20 protein-coding genes (1 of these 20 running past the window's edge) are annotated in these 24,357 nt (G+C 45.2%); 8 read left to right on the plus strand and 12 right to left on the minus strand.

Going from position 1 to position 24,357, the window contains the following annotated elements; genetic code table 11:
* Positions 1-280: 280 nt before the first annotated feature.
* From pgi to dksA, 8 genes are all read right to left on the minus strand, one after another.
* Entirely contained in the window at positions 281-1,927 is a 1,647-nt protein-coding gene (gene pgi, locus MP3633_RS01795) for a glucose-6-phosphate isomerase (RefSeq protein WP_176334238.1), read from the minus strand.
* Positions 1,928-1,954: 27 nt separating this feature from the next.
* Complete coding sequence (panC, locus tag MP3633_RS01800) at positions 1,955-2,806, minus strand: pantoate--beta-alanine ligase (protein ID WP_176334239.1); 852 nt, start codon at positions 2,804-2,806, stop codon at positions 1,955-1,957.
* On the minus strand, positions 2,803-3,630 hold the full coding sequence (gene panB / locus MP3633_RS01805) for a 3-methyl-2-oxobutanoate hydroxymethyltransferase (protein WP_176334240.1): 828 nt from the start codon (positions 3,628-3,630) through the stop codon (positions 2,803-2,805). Before panB ends, panC begins: the two co-directional genes overlap by 4 nt.
* 3 nt (positions 3,631-3,633) lie before the next feature.
* Positions 3,634-4,116, minus strand: a complete 483-nt coding sequence (gene folK / locus MP3633_RS01810; RefSeq protein WP_217909076.1) for a 2-amino-4-hydroxy-6-hydroxymethyldihydropteridine diphosphokinase — start codon at positions 4,114-4,116, stop codon at positions 3,634-3,636.
* Positions 4,117-4,130: 14 nt separating this feature from the next.
* Positions 4,131-5,585, minus strand: coding sequence for a polynucleotide adenylyltransferase PcnB (pcnB, locus tag MP3633_RS01815; protein ID WP_176334242.1), 1,455 nt, complete (start codon positions 5,583-5,585; stop codon positions 4,131-4,133).
* A gap of 564 nt (positions 5,586-6,149) precedes the next feature.
* Positions 6,150-7,562 (minus strand): sigma-54-dependent transcriptional regulator, encoded by a 1,413-nt coding sequence (locus tag MP3633_RS01820; protein WP_176334243.1) that lies wholly within the window; start codon positions 7,560-7,562, stop codon positions 6,150-6,152.
* 99 nt (positions 7,563-7,661) lie between these two features.
* A complete protein-coding gene (gene gluQRS / locus MP3633_RS01825; RefSeq protein WP_176336697.1) occupies positions 7,662-8,540 on the minus strand; it encodes a tRNA glutamyl-Q(34) synthetase GluQRS in 879 nt (292 codons plus the stop codon).
* A 40-nt stretch (positions 8,541-8,580) separates the two neighbouring features.
* The gene (gene dksA / locus MP3633_RS01830; protein ID WP_112141493.1) at positions 8,581-9,015 is read right to left on the minus strand and encodes an RNA polymerase-binding protein DksA; all 435 of its coding nucleotides are present in this window, start codon (positions 9,013-9,015) and stop codon (positions 8,581-8,583) included.
* 157 nt (positions 9,016-9,172) lie between these two features.
* Between dksA and MP3633_RS01835 the strand changes: the two genes are divergently transcribed.
* On the plus strand, positions 9,173-10,339 hold the full coding sequence (locus tag MP3633_RS01835; protein WP_176334244.1) for an aminotransferase class I/II-fold pyridoxal phosphate-dependent enzyme: 1,167 nt from the start codon (positions 9,173-9,175) through the stop codon (positions 10,337-10,339).
* Positions 10,340-10,358: 19 nt separating this feature from the next.
* On the opposite strand, the gene lptG is transcribed toward MP3633_RS01835, so the two are convergent.
* Both lptG and lptF read right to left on the minus strand, forming a co-directional pair.
* Positions 10,359-11,420, minus strand: a complete 1,062-nt coding sequence (gene lptG / locus MP3633_RS01840; RefSeq protein ID WP_176334245.1) for an LPS export ABC transporter permease LptG — start codon at positions 11,418-11,420, stop codon at positions 10,359-10,361.
* Between the two features lie 5 nt (positions 11,421-11,425).
* The gene (gene lptF / locus MP3633_RS01845) at positions 11,426-12,502 is read right to left on the minus strand and encodes an LPS export ABC transporter permease LptF (protein WP_244959778.1); all 1,077 of its coding nucleotides are present in this window, start codon (positions 12,500-12,502) and stop codon (positions 11,426-11,428) included.
* A gap of 163 nt (positions 12,503-12,665) precedes the next feature.
* Here lptF and MP3633_RS01850 point away from each other — a divergent pair, with 163 nt between their 5' ends.
* The 4 genes from MP3633_RS01850 (at position 12,666) to MP3633_RS01865 (ending at position 18,048) form a co-directional block, all read left to right on the plus strand.
* Complete coding sequence (locus tag MP3633_RS01850; RefSeq protein WP_176334247.1) at positions 12,666-14,129, plus strand: leucyl aminopeptidase; 1,464 nt, start codon at positions 12,666-12,668, stop codon at positions 14,127-14,129.
* A gap of 280 nt (positions 14,130-14,409) precedes the next feature.
* Complete coding sequence (locus tag MP3633_RS01855) at positions 14,410-14,784, plus strand: hypothetical protein (RefSeq protein ID WP_112136160.1); 375 nt, start codon at positions 14,410-14,412, stop codon at positions 14,782-14,784.
* 141 nt (positions 14,785-14,925) lie between these two features.
* Positions 14,926-17,709, plus strand: coding sequence for a valine--tRNA ligase (locus tag MP3633_RS01860; RefSeq protein ID WP_176334248.1), 2,784 nt, complete (start codon positions 14,926-14,928; stop codon positions 17,707-17,709).
* An 81-nt stretch (positions 17,710-17,790) separates the two neighbouring features.
* Positions 17,791-18,048 (plus strand): cold-shock protein, encoded by a 258-nt coding sequence (locus tag MP3633_RS01865; RefSeq protein WP_176334249.1) that lies wholly within the window; start codon positions 17,791-17,793, stop codon positions 18,046-18,048.
* Between the two features lies 1 nt (position 18,049).
* Here MP3633_RS01865 and MP3633_RS01870 read toward each other — a convergent pair whose 3' ends face one another.
* Complete coding sequence (locus MP3633_RS01870; RefSeq protein WP_176334250.1) at positions 18,050-18,472, minus strand: CBS domain-containing protein; 423 nt, start codon at positions 18,470-18,472, stop codon at positions 18,050-18,052.
* Positions 18,473-18,583: 111 nt separating this feature from the next.
* Here MP3633_RS01870 and tadA point away from each other — a divergent pair, with 111 nt between their 5' ends.
* Positions 18,584-19,072: a tRNA adenosine(34) deaminase TadA gene (gene tadA / locus MP3633_RS01875; protein ID WP_112136165.1), complete on the plus strand. Its 489-nt coding sequence runs from the start codon at positions 18,584-18,586 to the stop codon at positions 19,070-19,072.
* Between the two features lie 117 nt (positions 19,073-19,189).
* Positions 19,190-23,089 carry a phosphoribosylformylglycinamidine synthase gene (purL, locus tag MP3633_RS01880; protein ID WP_176334251.1) on the plus strand — a complete coding sequence of 1,300 codons (3,900 nt, stop codon included), beginning with the start codon at positions 19,190-19,192 and terminating at the stop codon, positions 23,087-23,089.
* Positions 23,090-23,150: 61 nt separating this feature from the next.
* On the opposite strand, the gene MP3633_RS01885 is transcribed toward purL, so the two are convergent.
* Positions 23,151-23,996 (minus strand): LysR family transcriptional regulator, encoded by an 846-nt coding sequence (locus MP3633_RS01885; RefSeq protein WP_176334252.1) that lies wholly within the window; start codon positions 23,994-23,996, stop codon positions 23,151-23,153.
* Positions 23,997-24,102: 106 nt separating this feature from the next.
* Here MP3633_RS01885 and MP3633_RS01890 point away from each other — a divergent pair, with 106 nt between their 5' ends.
* Positions 24,103-24,357: the 5' end (the start) of an urea carboxylase-associated family protein gene (locus MP3633_RS01890; protein ID WP_176334253.1), read on the plus strand. Its footprint extends 609 nt past the window's final position; the window shows 255 of its 864 coding nt (coding positions 1-255); its start codon is at positions 24,103-24,105; the stop codon falls past the right edge of the window.

A 24,357-nucleotide genomic window follows, 5' to 3' on the forward strand; every position in this document is an offset into this window, starting at 1 on the left:
TCTTTTAATATATTTGAGTTTAAAGACACTTTAACGATACTTGGGTAAAAAGCCAAGCGGCGTTTTGATGAGGTAGGCGGTAGTTTCGAGAGAGAAACGATACTTGGCTTGGTGCCATGTGGAGAGGTTGTCGGGCTGAAGCCGTGACTTACATGAAAGCTTCGCTTTCAATAACCCCTCCCTAACCCTCCCCTTGAAGAGAGAAGGGGAGGGAACAGAGAAAGCAAAAACACCAGCCGAGGCTGGTGTTTTTATTGGCGCTGTATGAAAGGTTGAGCTGTTAAGCTTGAGCTTTCTTGAACGCTTGGATCAGTGCTTGGGTAGAAGCATCCAGTGCGCTGTTGTCGCTGTCGCTAACAAGGTGGTTGAAGATGTCGGTTCCCAATACTTTGCCAAGTTCGACGCCCCATTGGTCGAATGAGTTGATGCCCCAAATCGTGCCTTGTACAAAAGTACGGTGCTCGTAGAGGGCGATCAAGGCACCAACGGCCGCTGGTGTCATTTTATCCGTTAGTAGGGTGTTGCTTGGGCGGTTGCCTTTGATCACTTTGTGCGGTGCAATCTTGGCGATTTGCTCAGCTGTTGCACCGGCATCACGAAGTTCTTGCTGTGCTTGCTCAAGGGTTTTACCGACCATCAAGGCTTGCGACTGGCTTAGGCAGTTAGCAAACAATTGTGTGTGGTGTTCGCCAATTGGGTTGTGGCTTGCCAATGGGACAATGAAGTCCACAGGAACAAGGCGGGTGCCTTGATGCAATAACTGGTGGTAAGCGTGTTGGCCGTTGGTGCCAGCGCCACCCCAAATGATGGGGCCGGTGTCGGTTTCTACACCGTCACCATTCAATAGTGTAGATTTACCGTTACTTTCCATGTCGAGCTGTTGTATGTGAGCTGGCATGGCGCGTAGGTAGTGATCGTAAGGGATCAAGGCATGGGTTTGTGCGTTGTGGAAGTTGATGTACCACACGCCAAGTGCGCCCATGATAACGGGGAGGTTTTCTTCAAACGGTGCGGTACGGAAATGCTCATCCATTTGGTGAGCGCCGTCTAGCAATTCATAGAAGTTGTCCATGCCAACGGCAATTGCTACTGGCAAGCCAATCGCTGACCAAAGTGAGTAACGTCCGCCAACCCAATCCCACATTGGGAAGATGTTTTCTTCTGCCATACCAAAGGCAACGGCTTTTTTCACGTTCGAGCTAACGGCCGCGAAGTGTTTGCTTACTGACGCTTCAGACCCGCCATTGCTTAGGAACCAATCACGTGCTGCGTTGGCGTTAGATAAGGTTTCTAATGTACCAAAGGTTTTCGATGAGATAACAAAAACAGTGGTTTCTGGGTTCAGCTGTTTTAGCTTGCCGGTAATGTCAGAACCATCGATGTTGGCAACAAAGTGTACTTTGATGTCGTCTTTTTTGTACGGTGTCAGAGCTTCTGCAACCACTTTTGGCCCAAGGTAAGAGCCGCCAATGCCGATAGAAACTACATCCGTAATGGTTTTTCCGCTATGGCCTTTCCATTCGCCGCTGTGCAGTTGCGCAACAAATTTTTCCATTTGTTTTAGTGTGGTACGGACTTCTTCTAAGACGTTAACGCCATCCACCATGAGCGATTCTTGAGCTTGGCTAGCACGAAGGGCGATGTGCAAAACAGAGCGGTCTTCTGTGTTGTTGATGTGCGCGCCGCTGAACATACCTTTGATGGCATTTTCTAGTCCTGCTTCTTTTACGAGATCTGTGAGTAGAGATAAGGTTTTTTCGTTGGCGCGGTTTTTGGCGTAATCAAGAGTCCAGCCTGCCGCGTGAGTGGTGTATTTCTCAGCACGTTTTGGGTCTGCTTCAAACAAGGATTTCATATCAACAGAGTTCATTTCTTGTTGGTGGTCGGCCAACTTTTTCCAAGCTGTTAGTTCTGTGGGTGAGCGCATTACAATCTCCCTCGGTCTTAAAGTGAGTTAAGCAAGTTCTACACGCAAGTTATCGATCAAGCGTGCGCTTCCTAGGTATGCCGCAGCCAAAATGACTAGGCTTTTCTCTTCCTCTGACGGTGTTTGCAAATTATCTTGTGCGCGGATCTCGAAATAATCACGACGGAATCCAGCCGCTTCAAGCTTCTGTAGAGCTTGTTCGCGGATGTCCTCGTGACTCGCACTGTTTGTTATTAGGGCGTCTTTCGCCCATAACAAGGTTTGGTACATCGTCGGTGCGATGTGCCTTTCTTCTTTGGTTAAATAGCCATTGCGTGAACTCATAGCAAGGCCGTCGTCATTACGCGCAGTATCGATGCCGATCACTCGTACGTTAGAGCTTAGGTCTCGAACCATGTCTTCAATGACTTTTAATTGCTGAAAGTCTTTGTTGCCGAATATGGCACAGTCTGGCTGAACAATGTTAAACAATTTGGTCACTACGGTAGAGACACCAACAAAATGCCCTGGGCGTGATGCGCCACAAAGGATATCGGATAGGCCAATGACTTCAATTTGAGTTTGGCTACGTTTGCCATCTGGGTACATTTCTAGGGCATCGGGTGCAAATAGATAATGACAGCCATTTGCTTGTAAGACGCGTTTGTCTTCTTCAAGCGTTTTTGGGTAGCGCTCTAGGTCTTCGTTTGCAGAAAACTGCATTGGATTAACAAAAATAGAGGAAACGATCACATCGCCTTCTTCGGTAGCACGACGAATCAGTGACATGTGTCCGTCATGTAAGTTGCCCATGGTCGGCACAAAAATAATGCTTTTGTCTTGTAGGCGCTCTATTTTCAGGGCAGCACGAAGTTCGGCGATGGTGTGAAAAGTTTTCATTGTTTGAATCCGTGCTCTGGTCCTGGGAATGTCGTGTCTTTGACTTCTTTAACATAGGCTTCAAAGGCTTCTGTGACATTACGGCCATCGGTTAAGAAGTTTTTGACGAACTTTGGTGTGTGGCCTAAGTTAATGCCGAGCATGTCGTGCATTACCAAAACTTGGCCGTCAGTGTGGTGTCCAGCGCCTATGCCTATGGTCGGTACAGGAACGGCGTCGGTTAGTGTTTTACCAAGTTCGGTTGGGATGCATTCGTAAAGCAAGATGTCAGCGCCTGCTTCAACCAGTTCAAGAGATTCTTTCAGTAATAAATCAGCGGATTCTTGGCTTTTGCCTTGAACTTTATAGCCGCCAAATTTATGCACAGACTGAGGGGTTAATCCTAAGTGGGCGCACACTGGAATGCCGCGTTGGCTTAATAGTCTTATAGTGTCGGCAAGCCAGCTTCCGCCTTCTAGTTTGACCATGCTCGCACCGGCTTGCATGAGTTTTGCGGCATTGTCGAGTGCTTGCTCAGGTTTGCTGTAACTCATGAACGACATGTCGGCTAGGATGAAGGCATTGGTGTTGCCTCGTTTCACGGCCGCTGTGTGATAGCACATGTCTTCAATAGTAACAGGAAGCGTGCTGTCTTGGCCTTGTATGACCATGCCTAAGGAATCACCAACAAGAATGGTTTCAACGCCAGCAACATTCATGACATTGGTGAATGACGCGTCATAGGATGTGAGGCAGGTGATTTTTTCTTTATCAATTTTCATCTTTTTGAGAGTAGATAAAGTAACTGGCTTGGTAAGCTTTCTTTGTGAGTTATCTGAATACATAGTTTATTCTTCTTTGATAAGAACCAAATCGCTGGTATCAAGTTGGTGTAACTGCTCGGTAACGGTTTTGCCATTTTCTAAGCGCATCTTAGGTGCAAGATCGTTGAGTGGTTTGATGACAAACCCTCTTTCTAGCATGTGGGTATGCGGTACAGTTAGTCGAGGTAATTGTATTTTTTCTGACCCGTACAATAACAGATCTAAATCAAGGGTGCGCGGACCCCAATGGCGTTCTCTTACTCGGCGTTGAGCTTGTTCTATGCTTTGTAATATGTCGAGTAGAGCAATAGGGGTTAGGTCGGTTTCGAATGATGCGACGGCATTAATGTAGTCTGGTTGATCTTGAGGACCAACGGGCTTGCTGCCGTAAATAGAAGAAACACGAAAAGCGTTTAAGCGATCGTGCTTCTTTAGGGTTTCAATGGCGCGATCAAGTTGCGCCATTGGGTTGTCAAGATTGCTGCCGAGGCCGATATAAGCTTGTATCACAGCGCATCCTCTTATTCGTCAGATGTTTCGCTTGGCGTGTTTGCACTTATGCTATTGCCATTACTTTTTCTGCGACGACGTGGGCGGCGTTTTTTTGGGCCTTCTTTGTCGTTGGCGTGAGTATCAATGTTTTTGATGAGCTCTCTTTGCTGGCTTTCTGAACCATGCTGAAAAGCTTCCCACCAGTCACCTAGGCCATCCAATTTTGTGCCGCTGAGTTCTCTGATTAATAAGAAATCAAATCCAGCGCGGAAGCGAGGGTGTTCTAGTAGTAAAAAGGCACGTTTCCCATAGCGTTTTGGGAGTCTATATTGCATGTCCCAAATTTCACGCATGGGTGTTGAAAATCGTCGTGGAATGGCGGTCGATGCGACTTGATTGTCTAATACCATGTTCGCAGCTTGGTGCAGTGCGGGTGTCGCTGGCATGCCTTGCGCTTGAAATTCATCATGGCGTAACGCGACGCTTGGCCACAGTAGTACAGCGTATAAAAAGTAAGGTGCTGTCGTTTTGCCGCTTTGTATGCGATCGTCTGTGTTTTTTAGGCCTTGAAGGATAAAGGCTTCCGGATCGATATCATCGCGTTTCCAGCCGCTTTTAAGTAAAGCGTCAGTGTCGGGAAATAAATAACGAAATAGACCATATTGGCGGAGTAAAGCAAAGGTTTGGATACCGTTGCCGCTGCCCATAAGTTTTAACACTTCTTCGAAAAGGCGCGCTGGCGGAATATGGTCTAGCAGGTGCGCCATTTCTTTGATCGGTGCCGCTGTTTTGGCTTCAAGTTCAAAGCCGAGCTTTCCGGCGAAGCGAATCGCACGCAACATACGCACAGGATCTTCTTGATAGCGCTGACGAGCGTCACCAATAATACGAATCTGTTTGTCTTCTATGTCTTTTAGGCCACCGCAGTAATCGTGAATACTGAAATCTTGAACATTGTAATACAGCGCGTTAAAAGTGAAGTCGCGGCGTTCTGCGTCTTCTTCAATACTGCCGTACACGTTGTCGCGTAATACAATGCCATGGGCAGATCGCGCGGAGTCTTTACCTTTTAGAGATTCTTGTGGCTGCTGCTTTTCGCTGTCATCGTCTTGGGATGCGCCCGCTCTAAATGTAGAGACTTCAATAATTTCACGACCAAAGGTCACATGAACCAATTTGAACCGACGACCAATGAGTCTTGAGTTAGAAAAAATGGTGTGAACTTCTTCGGGTGTCGCGTTGGTTACGACATCAAAGTCTTTTGGCTCAATACCGATGAGGTGGTCTCGAACGCAGCCGCCGACAAGGTAAGCGTCATAGCCAGCTTTATTTAGGCGATATAATACTTTTACGGCATTGGGGCTTAAATTTTGGCGAGATAAGCTGTGATCGCTGCGAGGGATGATAATAGGGTAAGTCTGAGCCTGTGGTGAGGCAAACAGAGAGGTAGCTTTACGTACCAGAGATTTTAATCCTGTAAGCATTAGACAACAAATTTTAAAGTTAACGATAAAGACATTCTACACGTGATGGACTTAAAGTTACACGAATAATGGCCATGTATGAGGTAATATGAACTAATTTGGTGTGTTGAAGTAGAAGAGAATGTGAAGCGATTAATTATTTACTTATCAGTAAATAAAATAATCGCTTTGGATACATGAAGATACTAGTTCCGAAAACAAAGTGGGTGCTGCTTCTGCAGTTCTACTCAGGTTTTATTTTTATTATTGCATCGTTTTCATCGCCCTAAGGCTTGCATATCTAAAAAGATCAATTATCCAAAGCGATTTTCCATCCATGACCTCAAATTTTTATTTTTATTTGAAGAGGTCACAGTGTTCCTACTTGTTATTTTTATTGTTAAGAACCTACATACGACGATTAACTTATTTTTATTCTTGGTCAATCTTATTATCGTTGTACCATCTATAAGGCATTTGTTGTGCCAAAAACAATAAAGTGCTGATTTTGTTAAGGTTTGAGAAAATACTGTACACTTTTTTTACAATATTGCGTTATTTTTTTGGGTATTTTAGTATCAAGTGTTACTTTTCTGCTGTTACTTTTTTGGGTATAGCGAGTTTTTGTCGTCTTTCCCATAGACTTTTTCTTGATATGCCCAAAGAATGTGCAAGTTGTGTTTCCGTCATCTTGTGTTGGTGCGAGAGTACGAAATGTTTGAAGTAATCGTCTAGCGTTGTCCCCACTAAGTTTTTGTTATCGGTGTCCGACATTGGTGAATGGTTTGTCGTGTTGTTTGGGGGTTGCTGACTGGCAAGTTTGAGATTGGCAGCTTCTATTTTTTCAGGAGGGCTGAGAATAACGGCTCTTTCTATGGCGTTTTCAAGCTCTCGTACGTTGCCGGGCCAGCGATGTGAGCGAATGGCTTTATCGAAAGTCTTGGTATAGTTGCAAATTGGTTTGCTGTGTTTTTGGCAGGCTTTCTCCAAGAGTATTTTTGCTAACATCGAGATGTCGTCACCTCTGTCTCTTAGGGGGGGAAGTAGTAGTTCCATGACATAAAGACGATAGTATAGATCTTCTCGAAAAAGCCCTTGTTGGATCATGTCGGTTAAATTTCTATGGGTTGCTGTAATTAATCGAATGTCTACTTTGGTTGATTGGGTGGCACCCACTTTACGTATTTCGCCTTCTTGAAGTACGCGTAATAGTCTCGCTTGCGCTTCTAGTGGTAGTTCGCCTATCTCGTCGAGAAATAAGGTGCCTTTGTCAGCGGCGTAAATTAGGCCGTCATGGGATGAGTTGGCGCCGGTAAATGCGCCTTTCTCATGACCGAAAAGCTCTGATTCAATGAGGTTTTCGGGGATGGCGGCACAGTTAACGCTGATGATGGGATGATTGTGGCGCTGGCTTAAGTTGTGCAGTGCTTTTGCGACCAGTTCTTTACCTGTTCCAGACTCGCCGCGAATCAATACCGTTACATCGGTTCCTGCTATTTTTCTCATATCGCTAAATAGGCTTTGCATTGGAGGGCATTGCCCAATAATTCCGCTTCCTTGTGTGCCGAGCGTTAATCTTTCTTCTTTTGCGGTGTTGGAAAAATACACCTGTGGTGTTTGGTCTTGAGTGGAGGCTGGATCAGGGTGGTCGTTTTGTTCTAGTGCATTTACTACGTGTTTGAGTAGTGTTTCGGAATCAGTTGGCAGGGGAAGGTAATACGCTGCCCCCTGCGCCATGCTGTTGATTCCTATACTAAGGCTAGGCTTTGCATCAAGGATAATGCGATGCGGGGCGCTAGGGAGCTCTGCGCTGCTGGCTTCTATATGATTGATAGCTTCTTGGTCAATAAGGAGTAGGTGAAACTCAGACAGTTCATAGTATTTATTGGCTTGTTCTAATGTGTTGCTGATGTTTACTTGAAAGCCATACCGGGATAGCCACTTTTCGGACTCTTTAAGTGGGGAATTATCTGGGCAAATGATCATAATGCTGTGCATGAATTGTCACCTCTTGTAACTAGTGTAACGATTATACATACAGAAGCTTGCTGGTCGAGATGTACCGATACTGAATTTTGTGAAGTGCAGAAAGGTGGTTTAGATGAAGTGTAGATCTTGTTCTTCTAAAGACAGGTGTTTCATTCTCTTCAGTTTGTTTGGATCCCATGCCTCGATAGCTAATGATAATGCCTCAGCGATGGATGGTGGTGATACAAGGTCGATCTTTAGATAATGCAGCGCGCGCAGAAGTGTCGATAAATTATTGTCCTGAATCGGTTTGGCGTGATTCTGTTTGCTTATTTTATCGCCTGAGTGATTGGTAATAAGAGGGATGTGGCAGATGCTTGGCGGCGTCCATCCAAACAAATGGTAAAGATGGAGTTGCTGAGCGGTGGTGTCGATTAAATCCGCACCTCTGACTAGGTGAGTTATGTTTTGCTGGTGATCGTCGATTACCACAGCCAGTTGATAAGAAAAATAGCCATCTTTTCTTTTTAGCACAGGGCAGTTGTTTTTCAAATCGTCAGTAAAATGCAGTGTACCCTGAATGTTATCTTGGCATTGATAGGTCGCCAGGCTGGCTTTTAATCGCCATGAGTGTGGCTGGTCTAACGAGCTTTCACACACAAATGGGTGATTGCCATTATGTTGAGCGAGAGATTGGCGTGTGCAGTTGCATGGAAATATCGCCTGCTGTTTTCTGAGTGCAGAGAGTCGCTGTTCATACATTTCAGTATGCTGGCTTTGAACTCGAACTGTTTCGTCAGAAAATAGGTGGTAACTATTTAGGGTGTCGGTGATTTGCTTGGAGAAACTGGTTTTACAGCGTGTTCCATCAACATCTTCGATGCGAATGATCCACTTGCCGTGATGTTTTTTCGCATCCAAATAACTCGCTAATGCACTGACTAGCGAGCCAAAATGGAGTGGGCCGGTTGGCGAAGGAGCAAAACGGCCGCGATAGAGGCTATACATCGGGTTGGCGTGATTAGACACTGCGGTTAAGCACTGAACATCAGCCGCCGATTTGTCTCTCTTTGATCTCAGCCAGTGTTTTGCAATCAATGCACATGGTGGCTGTTGGGCGAGCTTCTAAGCGGCGAATGCCGATTTCGATGCCACACTCTTCACAGTAGCCATAATCGTCTGCATCGATCAATTCTACAGTCTGAGAGATTTTCTTAACCAGTTTACGTTCGCGATCTCGAGCGCGAAGTTCTAGGCTGAATTCTTCCTCCTGACTGGCTCGATCATTTGGATCGGCATAGTTCACGGCCTCTTCTTTAAGGTGGTGAACAGTACGGTCAACCTCTTCCATAAGGTTTTGTTTCCAGTTGAGTAGGATGCTCTTAAAGTGCGCCAACTGGTTCTCGTTCATGTATTCTTCGCCATCCTTAGCAACATAAGGAGTGAAGTCTTTCATTAATGAATCAGGGTTCATTTTTGGCATACGCATTGCCTCACTTCGCAGGTTTCCATTGTGGTAACCTGTAAACGATAAAATTAGGTGGTTTATTTTCGGCCGGAAACTTACCAGATAATGTGATGGTTAACCACATTTTTTGCGCAAAATGTCACGAAATTTTGAATTAGGTAGAGAAAGCGGGATGAAAAAGCATAAATTGGCAGAAAGAGTTGGGCAAATTGCCCCGTTTCAAGTGATGGCGATTCTGGCGCGGGCGAAAGAGTTGGCGTCACAAGGTGAGGATGTTATCCACCTTGAAATAGGGGAGCCTGACTTTGTAGCGGTAGAGGGCGTTGCAGACGCCGGAGTGTTGGCAATTCAACAGGGCAAAACTGGGTATACCTCTGCTACAGGGCTGCCTGAGCTGAAATGTGCTATTAGTGATTATTATCGTACTCGTTATCAGGTTGAGGTGTCGCCGGAACGAATTATTGTCACGCCTGGTGCGTCGGGGGCTTTGTTGTTAATGGCGTCGCTCATGGTGAATCCTGCTGAGGATGTTCTGATGCCCGATCCTTGCTACCCATGTAATCGGCATTTTCTTATTCAAGTTGGCGCGAAAGCTAAGCTGGTTGAAACTAACGCTTGTAATGGCTTTGAAATGGATTTGGGTGCCTTAGCGGACAATTGGAGTGATAGCACCGCAGGACTTTGGCTTGCTTCGCCCTCTAATCCAACGGGCGCGGTGTTAAGCAGAGCTTACATTTCTGAGGCATGGGAAAAAGTTCGTGAGCTTGGTGGCCATTTGTTGGTGGACGAAATTTATCAAGGTTTGGTTTACGAAGGTGAGGATTTTTCGGCGCTCTCTATTGATGACGATATTTTTGTTATTAATAGTTTTTCTAAGTATTTTGCGATGACAGGGTGGCGATTAGGCTGGTTGGTTGTGCCGGAATGGGCTATTGAAGGCGCCACAAAACTGGCTCAAAATTTGTATATTTCTGCACCAAGCGTGTCTCAACACGCTGCGGTTCGTGCGTTTTTACCGGACGTGTTGGCTGAGTGTGAAGTGCGTCGTCAAACAATGAATGCTCGCAGACTTATTCTACTTGAAGGTTTGCAGGAGATTGGATTGCCTGTGGTGGCACCCGCGCACGGCGCTTTTTATGTCTATGTGGATGTGTCGGAAGTCACTCAGGATGCCATGGCTTGGTGTTTGGCATTGCTTGAAAAAGAGAAGGTGGCGTTAACACCAGGTGCCGACTTTGGTATCAAGGATGCGCATAAATATGTGCGCTTTGCGTACACCTCTGATGGCCCTAGATTGCAAGAAGCCTTGGCGAGGATTGCTCGTTTTATCGTGTCTTAATTGCTGTGAGGCGAAAGGGTCAACCTCTGCGCCTCACTAATATTATGCCTGCTAATAAACAGATGAGGATAGGGATGCTGACACCGATGATTGGTGGGAAATTAACAGCGACACTCATTCTTCCAAATAGGTTTAGCGCATTTTGAAATGCCAAGCCGATAATAACCCCTGAAAATATGCGACCGCCCATAGTGGATGATCTCAGCGGTCCGAACACGCTCGACAGTGCGACGAGAACAAGAGCCAGGGATGCGACTGGGCGAAGGGCGGTGATCCAAAACTCTAATTCATATTGCGAGGCATCGAGTTTTTGCTGGCGTAAGTACTGTTGATAACTCATTAGTTGGCTAAGGGACAATGTGTCAGGCTCTTGAGAAGCAAGAAATAGGTGTTCTGGCTTGATGCTCACATTCCAGTCTGCGTGTTTCATTTTGTTTGTTTCAATATGATCTGGCGCGAATATAGTCTGCGTTACACCATTGAGTTGCCATAATGAACCATCGACATGCTGTGCGCTGGTGGCTTTTATTATGTATTTTAATTGCTGTTCGTTTGGTGAGAAAATTTGTATCCCGTACAGTTTTCCTGTTGCGTCGGCAGCGTCTATGTAAACAAAATCGCTATCGGCTTTTAGCCATACTCCACCAGTGAGAGAAAAGGTATCACTTTCTTGACCTTGAAATTTTTCGATTAAATTGGCTTTTTGTTCTGCCATCGGTGCCACAAACTCAGAGATCCCCATACCTAATAAAGAAACCACCAAAATTGGTTGGCAGGCCGCGAAGCCGATGCGCCAAATTGGCATGCCTGCAGCTCGCATTACGGTGAGTTCTGAGGTCGCAGCAAGTGTGCCTAAGCCCATTAGTGTGCCTATGAGTGATGCGATGGGAATGTACTCTGCCAGCTTTCCGGGTAGGCGATACATGATGACTTGTAGTAAGGATTGAATCGTGTAGCTGTCGTTTACTTTTTTGATCTGCTCAATAAATGTCAGGGCAAAATCTAACCCCAGCAGTACCACCGCGACAATTAAGCATGCCCATAGAACGCTACTGGCAATGTATTTATCTATTTTACTCATATCCGTTACTCATTTGAGTCTGTGACTTCGGGAAGTCTGGCTTTGCGACGCTCAAAGACTTGATTGTATTGAATGAACAGTGCTGCCGCGATAAGTGCAAAGACGCCATGAATCCACCACAGGCCGAGTTGAATGGGGAGTTTGCCTTTTTCTAGACCAGTTCGACCCCAGATTAGAAGGGCGATGTAGAGAATCATTAAAATAATAGCGGGTAACATTTTAAAGAAACGGCCTTGTCTTGGGTTAACTTGGCTAAGTGACAGTCCAATGATGGCAAGAATCGGAATGACGACAACCAATGAAATTCGCCATTGCAGCTCTACTTTGTCTAAAAGGGCTGTGCTTTTGATTAAGCTCAATGTGCTTTTGGTATAAGGCTCGTCTATGACGCTATTGTCTTTGGTTGCCATGCGGACTGCATAGGTATCGAATTGGGTGATGCGATAATTTGCGGTCCCTGGTTTGCCTTCGTAGCGGGTGCCATTTTTGAAAATAAGGTAGTTTTGATTGTCTTCTGAGCTGACGCGTATTTGTTCTGCGTAGGCGGCGAATGTTTGTGTTGGAATGCTAACGTTTTTTTTGCGAACCACATCCGATAAAAATATTTGGTTCATCCAGCCTTCATTCGGCGTGAAACTGTCTATGTGAATGGTGCGTTGTCCATTACCTTCAAATCGACCGGGAATGAGAAAATCGAAGGCAGACAGTTGGTTTTGTTCCTGTGAGGCTTCTGCTGCACGGTATTCGCTGAAAGGGGCGAGCCAAAAGTTGATCGATGCGCTGGTGAGGCTGATGATACAGGCTATTCCTAGTGTATAACCCGCAAGCTTGATTTTACTCACGCCACTTGAAAACAGCACCGACATTTCGTTTTCTATGTATAGACGCCCAAAAGCCAGCAAGAGAGAGAGAAAAAAAGCCAAAGGCAAAATCATCTGAATGAAGCTGGGAATGTGATAACCAAGAATGACGAATAAAAATTCAAAGGTCATTTTACCTTCGGCAATACGCCCTAAATAGTTGGAGAATCGACCGCTTAGAATAACGAGTAGTAGTATTAGCGTTACACCAGCTGTTGACACTAGCACTTCTTTCGCTAAGTATCTGAATAGTCTCAAGGTCACCTCTGGATGAATATTGCTTTTTAAGCGTAGAGTTGATTACACATCTAAAGCCCCCATTATCTCGTGGTAAGAAGGACATTATCCAGTTTTTTTTAAAAAGTTATTTTTTGAGGGTTTTTTCATGAACATGGCGCTATTTGATCGCTTATCCACAGTGCAAGCTGATTTGCTTGTTGTATTTGTTCCTAGCGAAGGGGATTTTTCTGAATCCACCGCTTGGGTAGATGAAAATGCCAATGGGCAAGTTTCCCAATTACGCGAAACCGGCGTATTTAAAGCGGGCGTTGCGCAGACCTTGTTATTACCGGGTGTGACGCAAGACTTTGCTCAGGCGGTATTGTTGGTCGGTATAGGTAAAGATGTACAGTTGAGCGATATGAATGCTCGCAAAGTGATGGCGGCGGTTGCGGCTCAAATTAAAGGTTTGCCATTTGCCTCTGTGGCGGTAGCAAGCGCTGGGCTGGTATTGAAGAGTCGCTCTCAATCGGATGTTCTTGCGTTGGTTGCACAGTGGCTAAACGAAGGTTTTTATAACTTCCTTGGCTTCAAAAAAGACGATGCAGAAAAAGCCACTAAAGTGACGAGTTTGTTGTTAGAAGGCACTGATGAAGCAGCTTTAGCCATTGGCACAGCAACAGCGAGTGGTTCGGCTTTTGCTCGTCAGTTGGGTAATCTGCCCGGAAACGTCTGTACACCAAGTTATTTGGCGTCAAAAGCTCAGCAGTTGGGCGAAGAGTACGGTATTGGTGTTGAGTTGCTAGACGAAACTAAAATGGATGAGCTAGGCATGCATTGCCTATTGTCTGTGGGTCGTGGCAGCGATCAGCCAAGTTACTTGATCGTGATGAATTATCGCGGTGGTGAAGAAGGTGATGCACCTCATGTGTTATTAGGTAAGGGTATTACCTTTGATACGGGTGGTATTTCATTGAAACCTGGCCCGAAAATGGACGAGATGAAGTATGACATGTGTGGCGCAGCCAGTGTGTTCGGTACCATGAAAACCATTTGTGAGCTAAAACCTAAGTTGAACTTTACCGCTGTGATTGCGGCCGCAGAAAATATGCCAAGCAGTCGTGCAACTAAGCCTGGTGACATTGTGAAGACCATGTCTGGTCAAACGGTAGAGATTTTGAATACCGACGCAGAAGGTCGATTGGTGTTGTGTGATGCCTTGACTTATATCGAGTGCTTCAAACCTAAATCGGTTGTGGATATTGCGACATTGACCGGCGCGTGTGTGGTTGCGCTAGGTAGTGTGAACTCTGGTATGTACGCCAATAACGATGCGTTGGCAACTGAGCTGAAGGTTGCAAGTCAGACGGCGGCGGATAAAATTTGGCAAATGCCGTTAGACGAAGAATACCAGCAGCAATTGGACAGTAACTTTGCGGATATCGCCAATATTGGTGGTCCTGAAGCCGGTTCTGTTACGGCTGCGTGTTTCTTGTCTCGTTTTACTGAGTCTTATCCTTGGGCGCATTTGGATATTGCTGGTACGGCATGGACGGGCGGCGCAGCGAAAGGAGCAAGTGGTCGACCTGTTGCTCTACTGACGCGTTATTTGTTAGGTAAAGTCTCTTAATTATTAAGGGACAAGTGGCTGAATTATTTAGTCATAAATAATTTTCTTTTAAAAAGCAGTGGTAATTTTTTATCGCTGCTTTTTTATGGCTATTTTTAGTAGGAAAGCGAGTCCGATCAAAGTGTTATTTTTATCTCTGCGATGTTGAGTGCTTTGTCTACGTTGGGATGGGGTAGACTTTTGGGTTTTTCAGTGCGAAAGTTGAAGGCTATGAATGATTGGTTGAACAATAATATATGTTTAATCGTTGTATTTTGTTTTCTTAATATTGGTTTTTCCTATGTCAGATTTAGCCACTCAGCATGATGATGGTATTTTCGAGCCAGATGAAGAAACATTGATGTCTGCTTTGCGCAATCAAGATGACATTCCAATTTTGATGGATATTGTCGCCGATCAAACGCCTTTCTCTGCTGGTCAGGAAATGCATTTGACGCAGTCTTTTGATGGTTCTCAAGCTCGAAACGAAAGTGAGCAAGATGAAGATACTCAAGTCGAGGCGGTTGCACCCGCGGACATGCTTGCTTCATCCAATGTATCGCAAGAACTTATTGCCAAAACAATCGCTGACGTACTTGAAAAGCGTTTACCAGAGTTGGTGTTAGAAGTGATGCAAGCGTTGCACGAAGCTGGCGCTATGACGAAAAAAGAGTAAATAAGCCATTAACAGTTAGTTATCAGACTGGTTCTCTCACTGATGGCCTAATTGTGCACGTGTTGTTCTTTATCTTGTTATGACACGTTATAATTCCCTAAATTCAAATTGACCGCTACATAAGAGCTTTAAGACACCATAATGGAAAAGACCTACCAACCTCAGAGTATTGAACAGCCTATTTATCAACGTTGGGAAGAGGGTGGTTATTTCACCCCTCAAGGCAACGGTTCTCCTTTCTCTATCATGATTCCACCACCGAACGTCACGGGTAGTTTGCACATGGGACATGCTTTTCAGCATACCTTAATGGATGCCATGATTCGTCGTGAGCGAATGAAAGGCAGCCGAACTTTATGGCAGCCAGGTAGTGATCACGCGGGTATCGCGACACAAATGGTGGTTGAGCGACAATTGGCGGCTCAGAATATTACCCGTCATGATCTTGGTCGTGAGAAATTTCTCGAAAAAGTGTGGGAATGGAAAGACCAGTCTGGCGGAACCATTTCAGATCAAATGCGCGTTTTGGGCGACTCTGTTGCATGGGATAAAGAGCGCTTCACAATGGACCCCGGCATGTCCTCTGCCGTTCAGGAAGTGTTCGTTCGTCTTTATGATGAAGGCATTATTTATCGTGGCCAGCGTCTCGTAAATTGGGACCCAGTGCTACACACGGCGATTTCTGATTTGGAAGTTATCTCGGAAGAAGAGAACGGCTTCATGTGGTATTTCCGCTATCCATTGGCAGACGGTGTGAAAACAGCCGATGGTAAGGATCACATTGTTGTTGCAACGACACGCCCAGAAACCATGTTTGGTGATGCCGCTGTGGCGGTTGCGCCAGACGATGAACGTTTCACGGATCTTGTTGGTAAGTTCGTTGAACTGCCATTGGTTGGTCGTCGGATTCCTATCGTTGCTGACGAATACGTAGACAAAGAATTTGGTACCGGTTGTGTGAAAATCACTCCCGCTCATGACTTTAATGATTATGAAGTGGGCAAGCGTCATGACATGCCGTTGATTAATATCTTAACGGACGATGCGGCGATTAATGATGAAGCGCCTGAAAAATACCGCGGCATGGATCGTTTTGATGCACGTAAAGCGGTGGTCGCCGATTTTGATGCGCTAGGGCTACTGGAAAAAATTGCTGATCATAAGTTGAAAGTGCCACGTGGTGAGCGTGGTAATACAGTCATTGAGCCTTATTTGACGCAGCAATGGTACGTGGCTGTTGAAAGTCTAGTGAAGCCTGCGATTGAAGCGGTTGAAAATGGCGATATTCAATTTGTGCCAAAACAATGGGAAAATACCTATTTTGCTTGGATGCGTGATCTTAATGATTGGTGTATCTCTCGTCAGCTTTGGTGGGGGCATCAGATCCCTGCTTGGTACGATGTGGATGGCAAATTCTATGTAGGTAAAGACGAAGCTGAGGTGCGTTCTAAATACAATCTTGCTGCGGATATTGAGCTGACTCAAGATGAAGACGTATTGGACACGTGGTTCTCTTCTGCGCTATGGACTTTTGCAACGCAAGGTTGGCCAGAAGAAACGCAAGACTTCGCAGAATTCAGTGAGTCTGATGTATTGGTAACGGGTTTCGATATTATCTTCTTCTGGGTGGCCAGAATGATCATGATGACGTTGAAATTTACCGATAAAGTACCGTTCAAGACGGTTTACATTACGGGTCTTATTCGTGATGAACGTGGCGACAAAATGTCTAAATCCAAAGGGAATGTTATTGATCCGCTGGATTTAATTAACGGCATTGATATTGAATCTTTGGTTAGCAAGCGTACTACCGGCATGATGCAGCCACGCTTGGCGGCGAAAGTGGAGAAAAATACACGCGAAACTTATCCTGAAGGAATCCAGGCTTATGGTACCGATGCGCTACGCTTTACGCTTTGTTCTTTGGCATCCGGTGGTCGTGACATCAAGTTCGATCTTAATCGCCTAGAAGGTTACCGCAACTTCTGTAACAAAATTTGGAACGCGACGCGTTATGTCTTGATGAACACGGACGATCAGGACTGTGGCCAAAACGGCGCAGAAGTAGAATTGTCTCTTGCTGATAAATGGATTATCTCTCGCTTACAACATGCGGAAGATGCCGTGAACCGCGCTTTCGATACCCACCGTTTTGATTTGGCAGCACAGGCACTTTACGAGTTTATGTGGCACGAATACTGTGATTGGTATTTGGAATTGTCTAAGCCAGTACTTTGGGATGAGAACGCAACGGCCGCTCAGTTAACGGGTACCCGCCGTACTTTGGTGCGCGTACTAGAGGCTTTCTTGCGTTTGGCTCATCCAATGATGCCTTTCCTAACCGAAGAAATTTGGCAACGAGTGAAGCCTTTGGCAGGCGTCGAAGGTGAGACGATTATGTTGGCTCAATATCCAGCGGCCGATGAAAGTAAAAAAGACGTTCAGGCTGAAGCAGATGTAGAGTGGCTAAAAGGCGTGATTGAAGGCATTCGTAATATTCGCGGCGAAATGAATATATCGCCTGCTAAGCCGTTGACTGTTTTGTGTCGCAATGGCTCAGAGCAAGATAAAGCTCGTCTTGATGCCAATTTAACCTTTCTGCAAACCTTAGCGAAGTTGGATACTGTAACTTGGCTGGAAGTAGGAGATGACGCGCCTATGTCGGCAACAGCATTGGTTGGCGATATGGAAGTATTGGTGCCAATGGCGGGTTTGATTGATAAAGATGCTGAGCTGGCTCGCTTGCAAAAAGAAATTGATAAAACGTCCAAAGAACTACAACGCATACAAGGCAAACTTTCTAATGACAGTTTTGTGGCGAAAGCGCCAGCAGAAGTGGTCGAAAAAGAACGTGCTAAGTGTGATGATTTGCAGTTGGCAGTGAACAAGCTAGAAGAGCAAAAGATTCGTATTGAATCTTTGTAGATAAATAGAAGTCAGAAGCCATTTTTGGTTTCTGACTTTACGCTTACTTTAATAAAAATAAAAAAAAGAGGCGCAATGGTTATGGAACGATTAACGGGAAAGGTTAAATGGTTTAATGACGCAAAAGGCGTTGGCTTTATTAAGCGAGTAGAAGGCAGCGATGTTTTTGTTCATTACAAATCGATTGCTTGTGATGGTCATAAAACGCTTAGAAAAGGGCAAGCGGTTAGCTTCCTTTTGTCAGAAACGGATTTTGGCGTGCAAGCGATTGATGTGAAACTAGAGAAAGAGGCGCAAATTGCATCCTCTGGCTCTAATCAGTATCTCGAGCAGGCTTAGCTTAAGTAGACTCATTTAGCATTTTGAGTGCAAGTTTAACAAAGTCTACAGGTGTGAGAATGCCGACGAGTTTGTCGTTTTGAATAACGGGTAAGCATCCATACTTGTTTTCAATGAAGAACTCGGCAGCCATGCTTAATTCTGTTTCAGGGCTAATGGTTAAGATGTCCTTGTTCATGGCGTTGGCAATCGGTGTTTGTTGTTCTTTTTTGGATATGTATTGCGTGCCAAATTGGCTAACTAGGTGAAATGCATGACGTAAGTATTCACGCTGGGTTAGCATGCCTACGTATTCTCCCTCATCGTTGATGATGGGAATGTTTCTAATGTTTTTTTCGTGCATCAATGCTTTGGCTTTTGCCAAAGAATCATTTTCCCTTAATGTGATTAAATCTGTTGTCATTAGATCTGCCACTGTGTTCATAAACAGAACTCCTTTTATTTATCATTGCGTTAAATTTTAGTGTAGAGCGGGTTATGTATTAAAGGCAATTATGTATGAAAGACAAAATAATCGCCTTGAGGTAAATCAAGAATGAAAGATCAATACTGGATGGAACGGGCGCTTGAGTTGGCTACGAAAGCGGCGTCTGAAAATGAAATCCCAGTGGGTGCCATTATTGTGTTGAACGATGAGATTATTGGCGAGGGTTATAATGCGCCGATTTCTCTTTGCGACCCGACGGCGCATGCAGAAATTCAAGCGATTCGTATGGCCTGTCAAAAAATGAAGAATTACCGTTTACCTGGTGCAACTTTATATGTGACGTTGGAGCCATGTTCTATGTGTGCAGGAGCAATGATTCATGCCCGAATTGATCGTGTTGTTTATGCAGCGATGGAACCTAAAAGTGGTGTTGTTGAAAGTCAGGGACGTTTTTTTGAGGCGCCATTCCTTAATCATAAAGTGAATGTTGAATCCGGCGTATTGGCGGAAAAGGCATCTACTCAACTGACGCAATTCTTCCAATATCGCCGTGAGCAGAAAAAGAAACTTAAAGAACGGGCAAAAAAGGCGATTTAGGCAGTTTATTCGTTCATTTTGTGTAGAAAATTCATACTCTGCTGGCCTCTATTTGCTTCATTGATTTAAAATACCCGCACCATTTCCCCAAAACTACCAAGTGAGGCAATACTCAACATGCTAACTCTGCATGGTTCCGCTGCGCTATCGGCGTTTCGCAAGGCAAAGTTATTAGCCAATATGCAATCATCTGTCGCTACTGTTACAGATGTCGATGCTCAATTTCTCCATTTTGTGGAGCTGGCTGATAATCAAACGCTTACTGTTGAACAGGAAACTGTTTTACAACGTGTTTTGGCCTACGGTCCTAAATCCTCCCAAGTCAGTTCATCGGATCAAAGTGTTTTAGTGGTTCCTCGTTTAGGAACGATTTCGCCTTGGTCATCGAAAGCAACCGATATTCTTCATAACTGTGGCCTTGCGGCCGTATCTCGCGTTGAACGTGGCGTGGAATACTTTATTCATAGCTCTGAGCCATTAACGCTTGAGGCGTTAGATTTGTTGTCGGTGATGTTGCATGACCGCATGACAGAAAGCGTACTTTCGGCATTAAGCGACGCTTCTGATATGTTTTCTCATGCAGAGCCTGCGCCTATGACGAGTGTTGATGTACTTGGTGGTGGACGATCTGCGTTGGTTGAGGCAAACCAAACGCTAGGCCTCGCTCTTGCTGAAGATGAAATTGATTATCTTGTTGAGTCTTTTATTGAGCTTGGGCGTAACCCAATTGACATCGAATTGATGATGTTTGCGCAGGCAAACTCAGAGCATTGTCGTCATAAGATTTTTAATGCGTCTTGGACCATTGATGGTGAAGAGCAAGAGCGTTCTTTGTTTAAAATGATTAAGAACACTCACGAACACAATCCTGATGGCACTTTGTCTGCTTATAAAGACAATGCAGCGGTCATGGAAGGTAACTTTGCGGGACGTTTTTTTCCAGCGCCGGGTTCTTGTGAATACGATTTCAGCCAAGAAAATATCGATATTTTGATGAAAGTTGAAACGCATAACCACCCAACGGCGATTTCACCATTCTCTGGTGCGGCAACGGGTTCTGGTGGTGAGATTCGTGACGAAGGCGCGACGGGGATTGGTTCAAAACCAAAAGCAGGATTGAGTGGTTACACGGTATCTGACCTTAAAATTCCTGGTTTTGAACAACCTTGGGAGAGTTACTACGGCAAGCCTTCTCGTATCGTTACGCCTTTGGATATCATGATCGAAGGCCCTATTGGCGGTGCGGCGTTTAACAACGAATTTGGTCGTCCAAACTTATTAGGTTACTTCCGTACTTACGAGCAAAAAATCCAAGGCGCATCTCAAGAAGAAGTGCGCGGTTACCATAAGCCAATTATGTTGGCGGGTGGTCTGGGGAATATTCGTCGTGAGCACGTTGAGAAAAAAGAAATTAAAGTAGGCGCTAAGCTGATTGTACTGGGCGGACCTGCCATGTTGATCGGTCTTGGTGGTGGTGCGGCGTCTTCAATGGCGTCTGCTGACGGCAATGAAGATCTTGATTTTGCGTCTGTACAGCGTGGTAATCCAGAGATGGAACGTCGTTGTCAGGAAGTAATCGACCGCTGTTGGCAGCTTGGTGACAATAACCCAATCAGCTTTATCCACGATGTGGGTGCTGGTGGTTTGTCCAACGCATTACCTGAGCTAGTAAAAGACGGTGAGCGTGGTGGCAGTTTCGATTTGCGTAAGGTGCTTAACGATGAGCCTGGCATGTCACCGTTAGAAATCTGGTGTAACGAATCGCAAGAGCGTTACGTGATGGCGGTTTCTCCGGATCGCGTCGCAGAGTTTACGGCTATTTGTGAGCGTGAGCGTTGTCCGTTCGCAATTGTGGGGGAAGCCAAAGAAGAAATGCATTTAGAAGTAGCCGATGAGCACTTCGGTAATAAGCCTGTTGATTTGCCAATGTCTGTTTTGTTTGGCAAAGCACCAAAAATGCATCGTGAAGCAACAAAAGCGGTTATCGCTGGGGATAATTTTACTGCCGTTGATGTGGATTTAGCGGATGCAGCAAATCGTGTATTGAGCTTACCAACGGTGGCGAGCAAGAACTTCTTGATCACCATTGGTGACCGCTCGATTACCGGTATGGTAGCTCGCGATCAAATGGTCGGTCCTTGGCAAGTGCCTGTGGCGGATGTGGCGGTTACAACGTCATCTTTAGATAGTTATACAGGCGAAGCCATGACTATGGGCGAACGTACGCCGATTGCTTTGCTTGATGCACCAGCGTCTGGTCGTATGGCGGTTGGTGAAGCGTTAACTAATTTGGCAGCTGCGCACATTACTAAACGTAGTCACATTAAGTTATCCGCAAACTGGATGGCGGCGGCAGGCCATGAAGGCGAAGACGAAAAGCTTTATCAAACCGTGAAAGCGGTGGGTATGGAGTTGTGTCCTGCATTGGACATTGCTATTCCGGTTGGTAAAGATTCCATGTCGATGAAAACGGTTTGGAAAGAAGACGGCGAAGAAAAAGCCGTGACGTCTCCATTGTCTTTGGTGATTACGGCGTTCGCGCCGGTTTCTGATGTTCGTAAAACATTAACACCAGAGCTTCAAAATAAAGCCGATACGCGTTTGTTGTTGATTGATTTGGGTGCAGGTCAGAATCGTCTTGGTGGCTCGGTTATTGCTCAGGTTTACAACAAGCTGGGTCAGCAAACACCAGATGTGGACGATGCGGCGACTTTAGCTGGCTTCTTTGATACCACTCAGGCGCTAAATGCTGAAGGTAAGTTGTTGGCATACCATGACCGTTCTGACGGTGGTGTGTTTGCGACTCTGACAGAAATGTCGTTTGCTAGCCATTTGGGTCTTAATATTGATCTAGATGACACAGTTTCTGATCGTGCTCAACTGGCGCCTGCATTATTTAGCGAAGAGTTGGGTGCGGTGGTCCAGGTGAATGAGTCTGATGTGTCTGGCATTGTTGCGGCTTACGCAAAAGTAGGTGTTACAGTTTCTCCTATTGCGACACTTTCTGATGATGACAATATCCGTGTTCGTTTTGCTGGCGAAACTGTCTTAGAAGAGACACGTATTAATTGGCAGCGTGTTTGGTCTGAAACGAGTTACCGTGTTCAGGCGTTGCGTGACAATCCAGAATCAGCACAACAAGAATTTGATAATTTGTTGGATGCAAAAGATCCAGGCTTGTCTGCTGATGTTCGATTTGATCAAAACGAAGACATAGCAGCGGCGTTTGTTGCTTCGGGCGTTAAACCAAAGATTGCCGTATTGCGTGAACAAGGCGTTAACGGTCAAGTCGAAATGGCAGCGGCTTTCCATAAAGCCGGCTTCATACCTGTTGATGTTCACATGAGTGATATTCTATCAGGTCGCATAACACTTGATGGTTTTAGCGGCTTAGTGGCTTGTGGTGGATTTTCATACGGTGACGTATTAGGCGCTGGCGAAGGTTGGGCGAAATCTATCCTTTTCAATCCGATTGCTCGTGAGCAGTTTGAAGCCTTCTTTAAGCGTGTTGATACTTTTACACTGGGTGTGTGTAATGGTTGTCAGATGTTGTCGAACCTTTATGAGTTAATTCCTGGTGCGAGTCATTGGCCTAAGTTTATTCGTAACGAATCTGCACAGTTTGAGGCTCGTTTCGTACAAGTGGAAGTTCAGAAATCGAACTCTATTTTGCTGGCGGGAATGGAAGGTTCTCGTATGCCAATCGCTGTAGCGCATGGCGAAGGTCAAACCGAATACCGTGATGAGCAAGATATGGCAGCATTGGCGTCTTCTTCTCAGATTGCATTGCGTTATGTGGATAACTACGGTCAAGCGACTGAGCGTTACCCATTTAACCCAAATGGTTCGGCGCAAGGCGTGACAGGGTTAACCTCGGAAGATGGTCGAGTGACCATCATGATGCCTCATCCTGAGCGTGTTTATCGTACTGTTCAGCACAGCTGGCATCCAAGCGAATGGCAAGAGCAAGCACCATGGTTGCGTTTATTTCAAAACGCGAGAAAGTGGTTGGGTTAACATTTAGTTAACTACTGATTTTTAAAGCCCTCTAATCGAAAGATTAGAGGGCTTTTTTGTTTTAAATAAGGTGCTTAATTAGCGTGTTAATACCTGTGTCGGCGTATTTATTGCGTTCAATTGCATAATAGCGACCGATATTTCCTCTCTGTGTCGACAGTGCAATTAATCTTCCGTCCTCTAAATCATTCTGTATAAGTGCCTCTGGGCAAAGCGCTATCCCTTGCGCTGCAACAGTGGCCATTTTTAATAGATGGAAGTCTTCATATAAAAGCTGAGGTGGTTTATTTAAAGCGAGCCCTTGAAGGACAAACCAATCTTTCCAACTCTGTTCCGTATGATCATGTAGCAAATCTGCTTCTAGTAAATCTTTACTGGAAAAAGATTGATGTTGCTTCATGTAAATGGGGCTGCAGACAGGGATGGTTTCCCCAGATAGAATTTTGGAGCGCACATAAGGAGAGTGCTTATCTTTTTCATGGCTGCCAATACGAAGGCTGTGTTCATCCAAGTAGTCTGGTGATGACGAGTGGTAATTAATGACCAGCTCAGAGTTGGGGTGTGTTTCTTTAAACTTTAATAGGCGGGGAAGTAACCAAAACTCAATGAGCGAAGGCAGGCAATAAATCGTAATAGCGTTAATGGGTGTATTGGCGGGGTCTGACAGTACTTGATCTATGTGATCAAAAGAGGCTGATAATTCTGAGGATAGTCGTTTCCCTTCAGATGTGACTTTGAGCTGCCGGCCTGACTTATAAAATAAAGTATATCCCAGCTGAGTTTCTAGTCGCTTAATTTGATGGCTAACAGCGGACTCTGTTAAATGCAGATGATCAGCGGTGCATTTTAAACTTTGAAAACGAACCGCTAAATGAAAGGTATGTAGTGCCGTATAGGGGTGACCCATTATCAACTCACTTTAGTATTTGTCATGTATATTTAAATAATATCATTTTATTTGAGTTTCCAGTTTCACTAACCTAAGTCAAATATTAAACAAAGTGGAGTCGGTGATGAGTAATGTGGAAGCAGCGTACAGAGCAGGTCCAGGGTCAAAATTGTCTGTAGATAAGGCGTTTTATAATTCTCTGAAAGGAACTGAAGCCAAGCGGACCTTAGTGGATACCATTAAAATTCCTATGCGTTCGGGAAAAGCTTGGGAAGTTCCTGCTGGTCATATTTTTCGTATTCGTGTTTCAGAAGGGCCGCAAGTTGGGGACTTCAATATGTGGAACAAACATGACCCTCGTGAACGTATGTGGGCGTCT

The organism is Marinomonas primoryensis (genome assembly GCF_013372285.1).
GTDB classification, from domain to species: Bacteria; Pseudomonadota; Gammaproteobacteria; order Pseudomonadales; family Marinomonadaceae; genus Marinomonas; species Marinomonas primoryensis.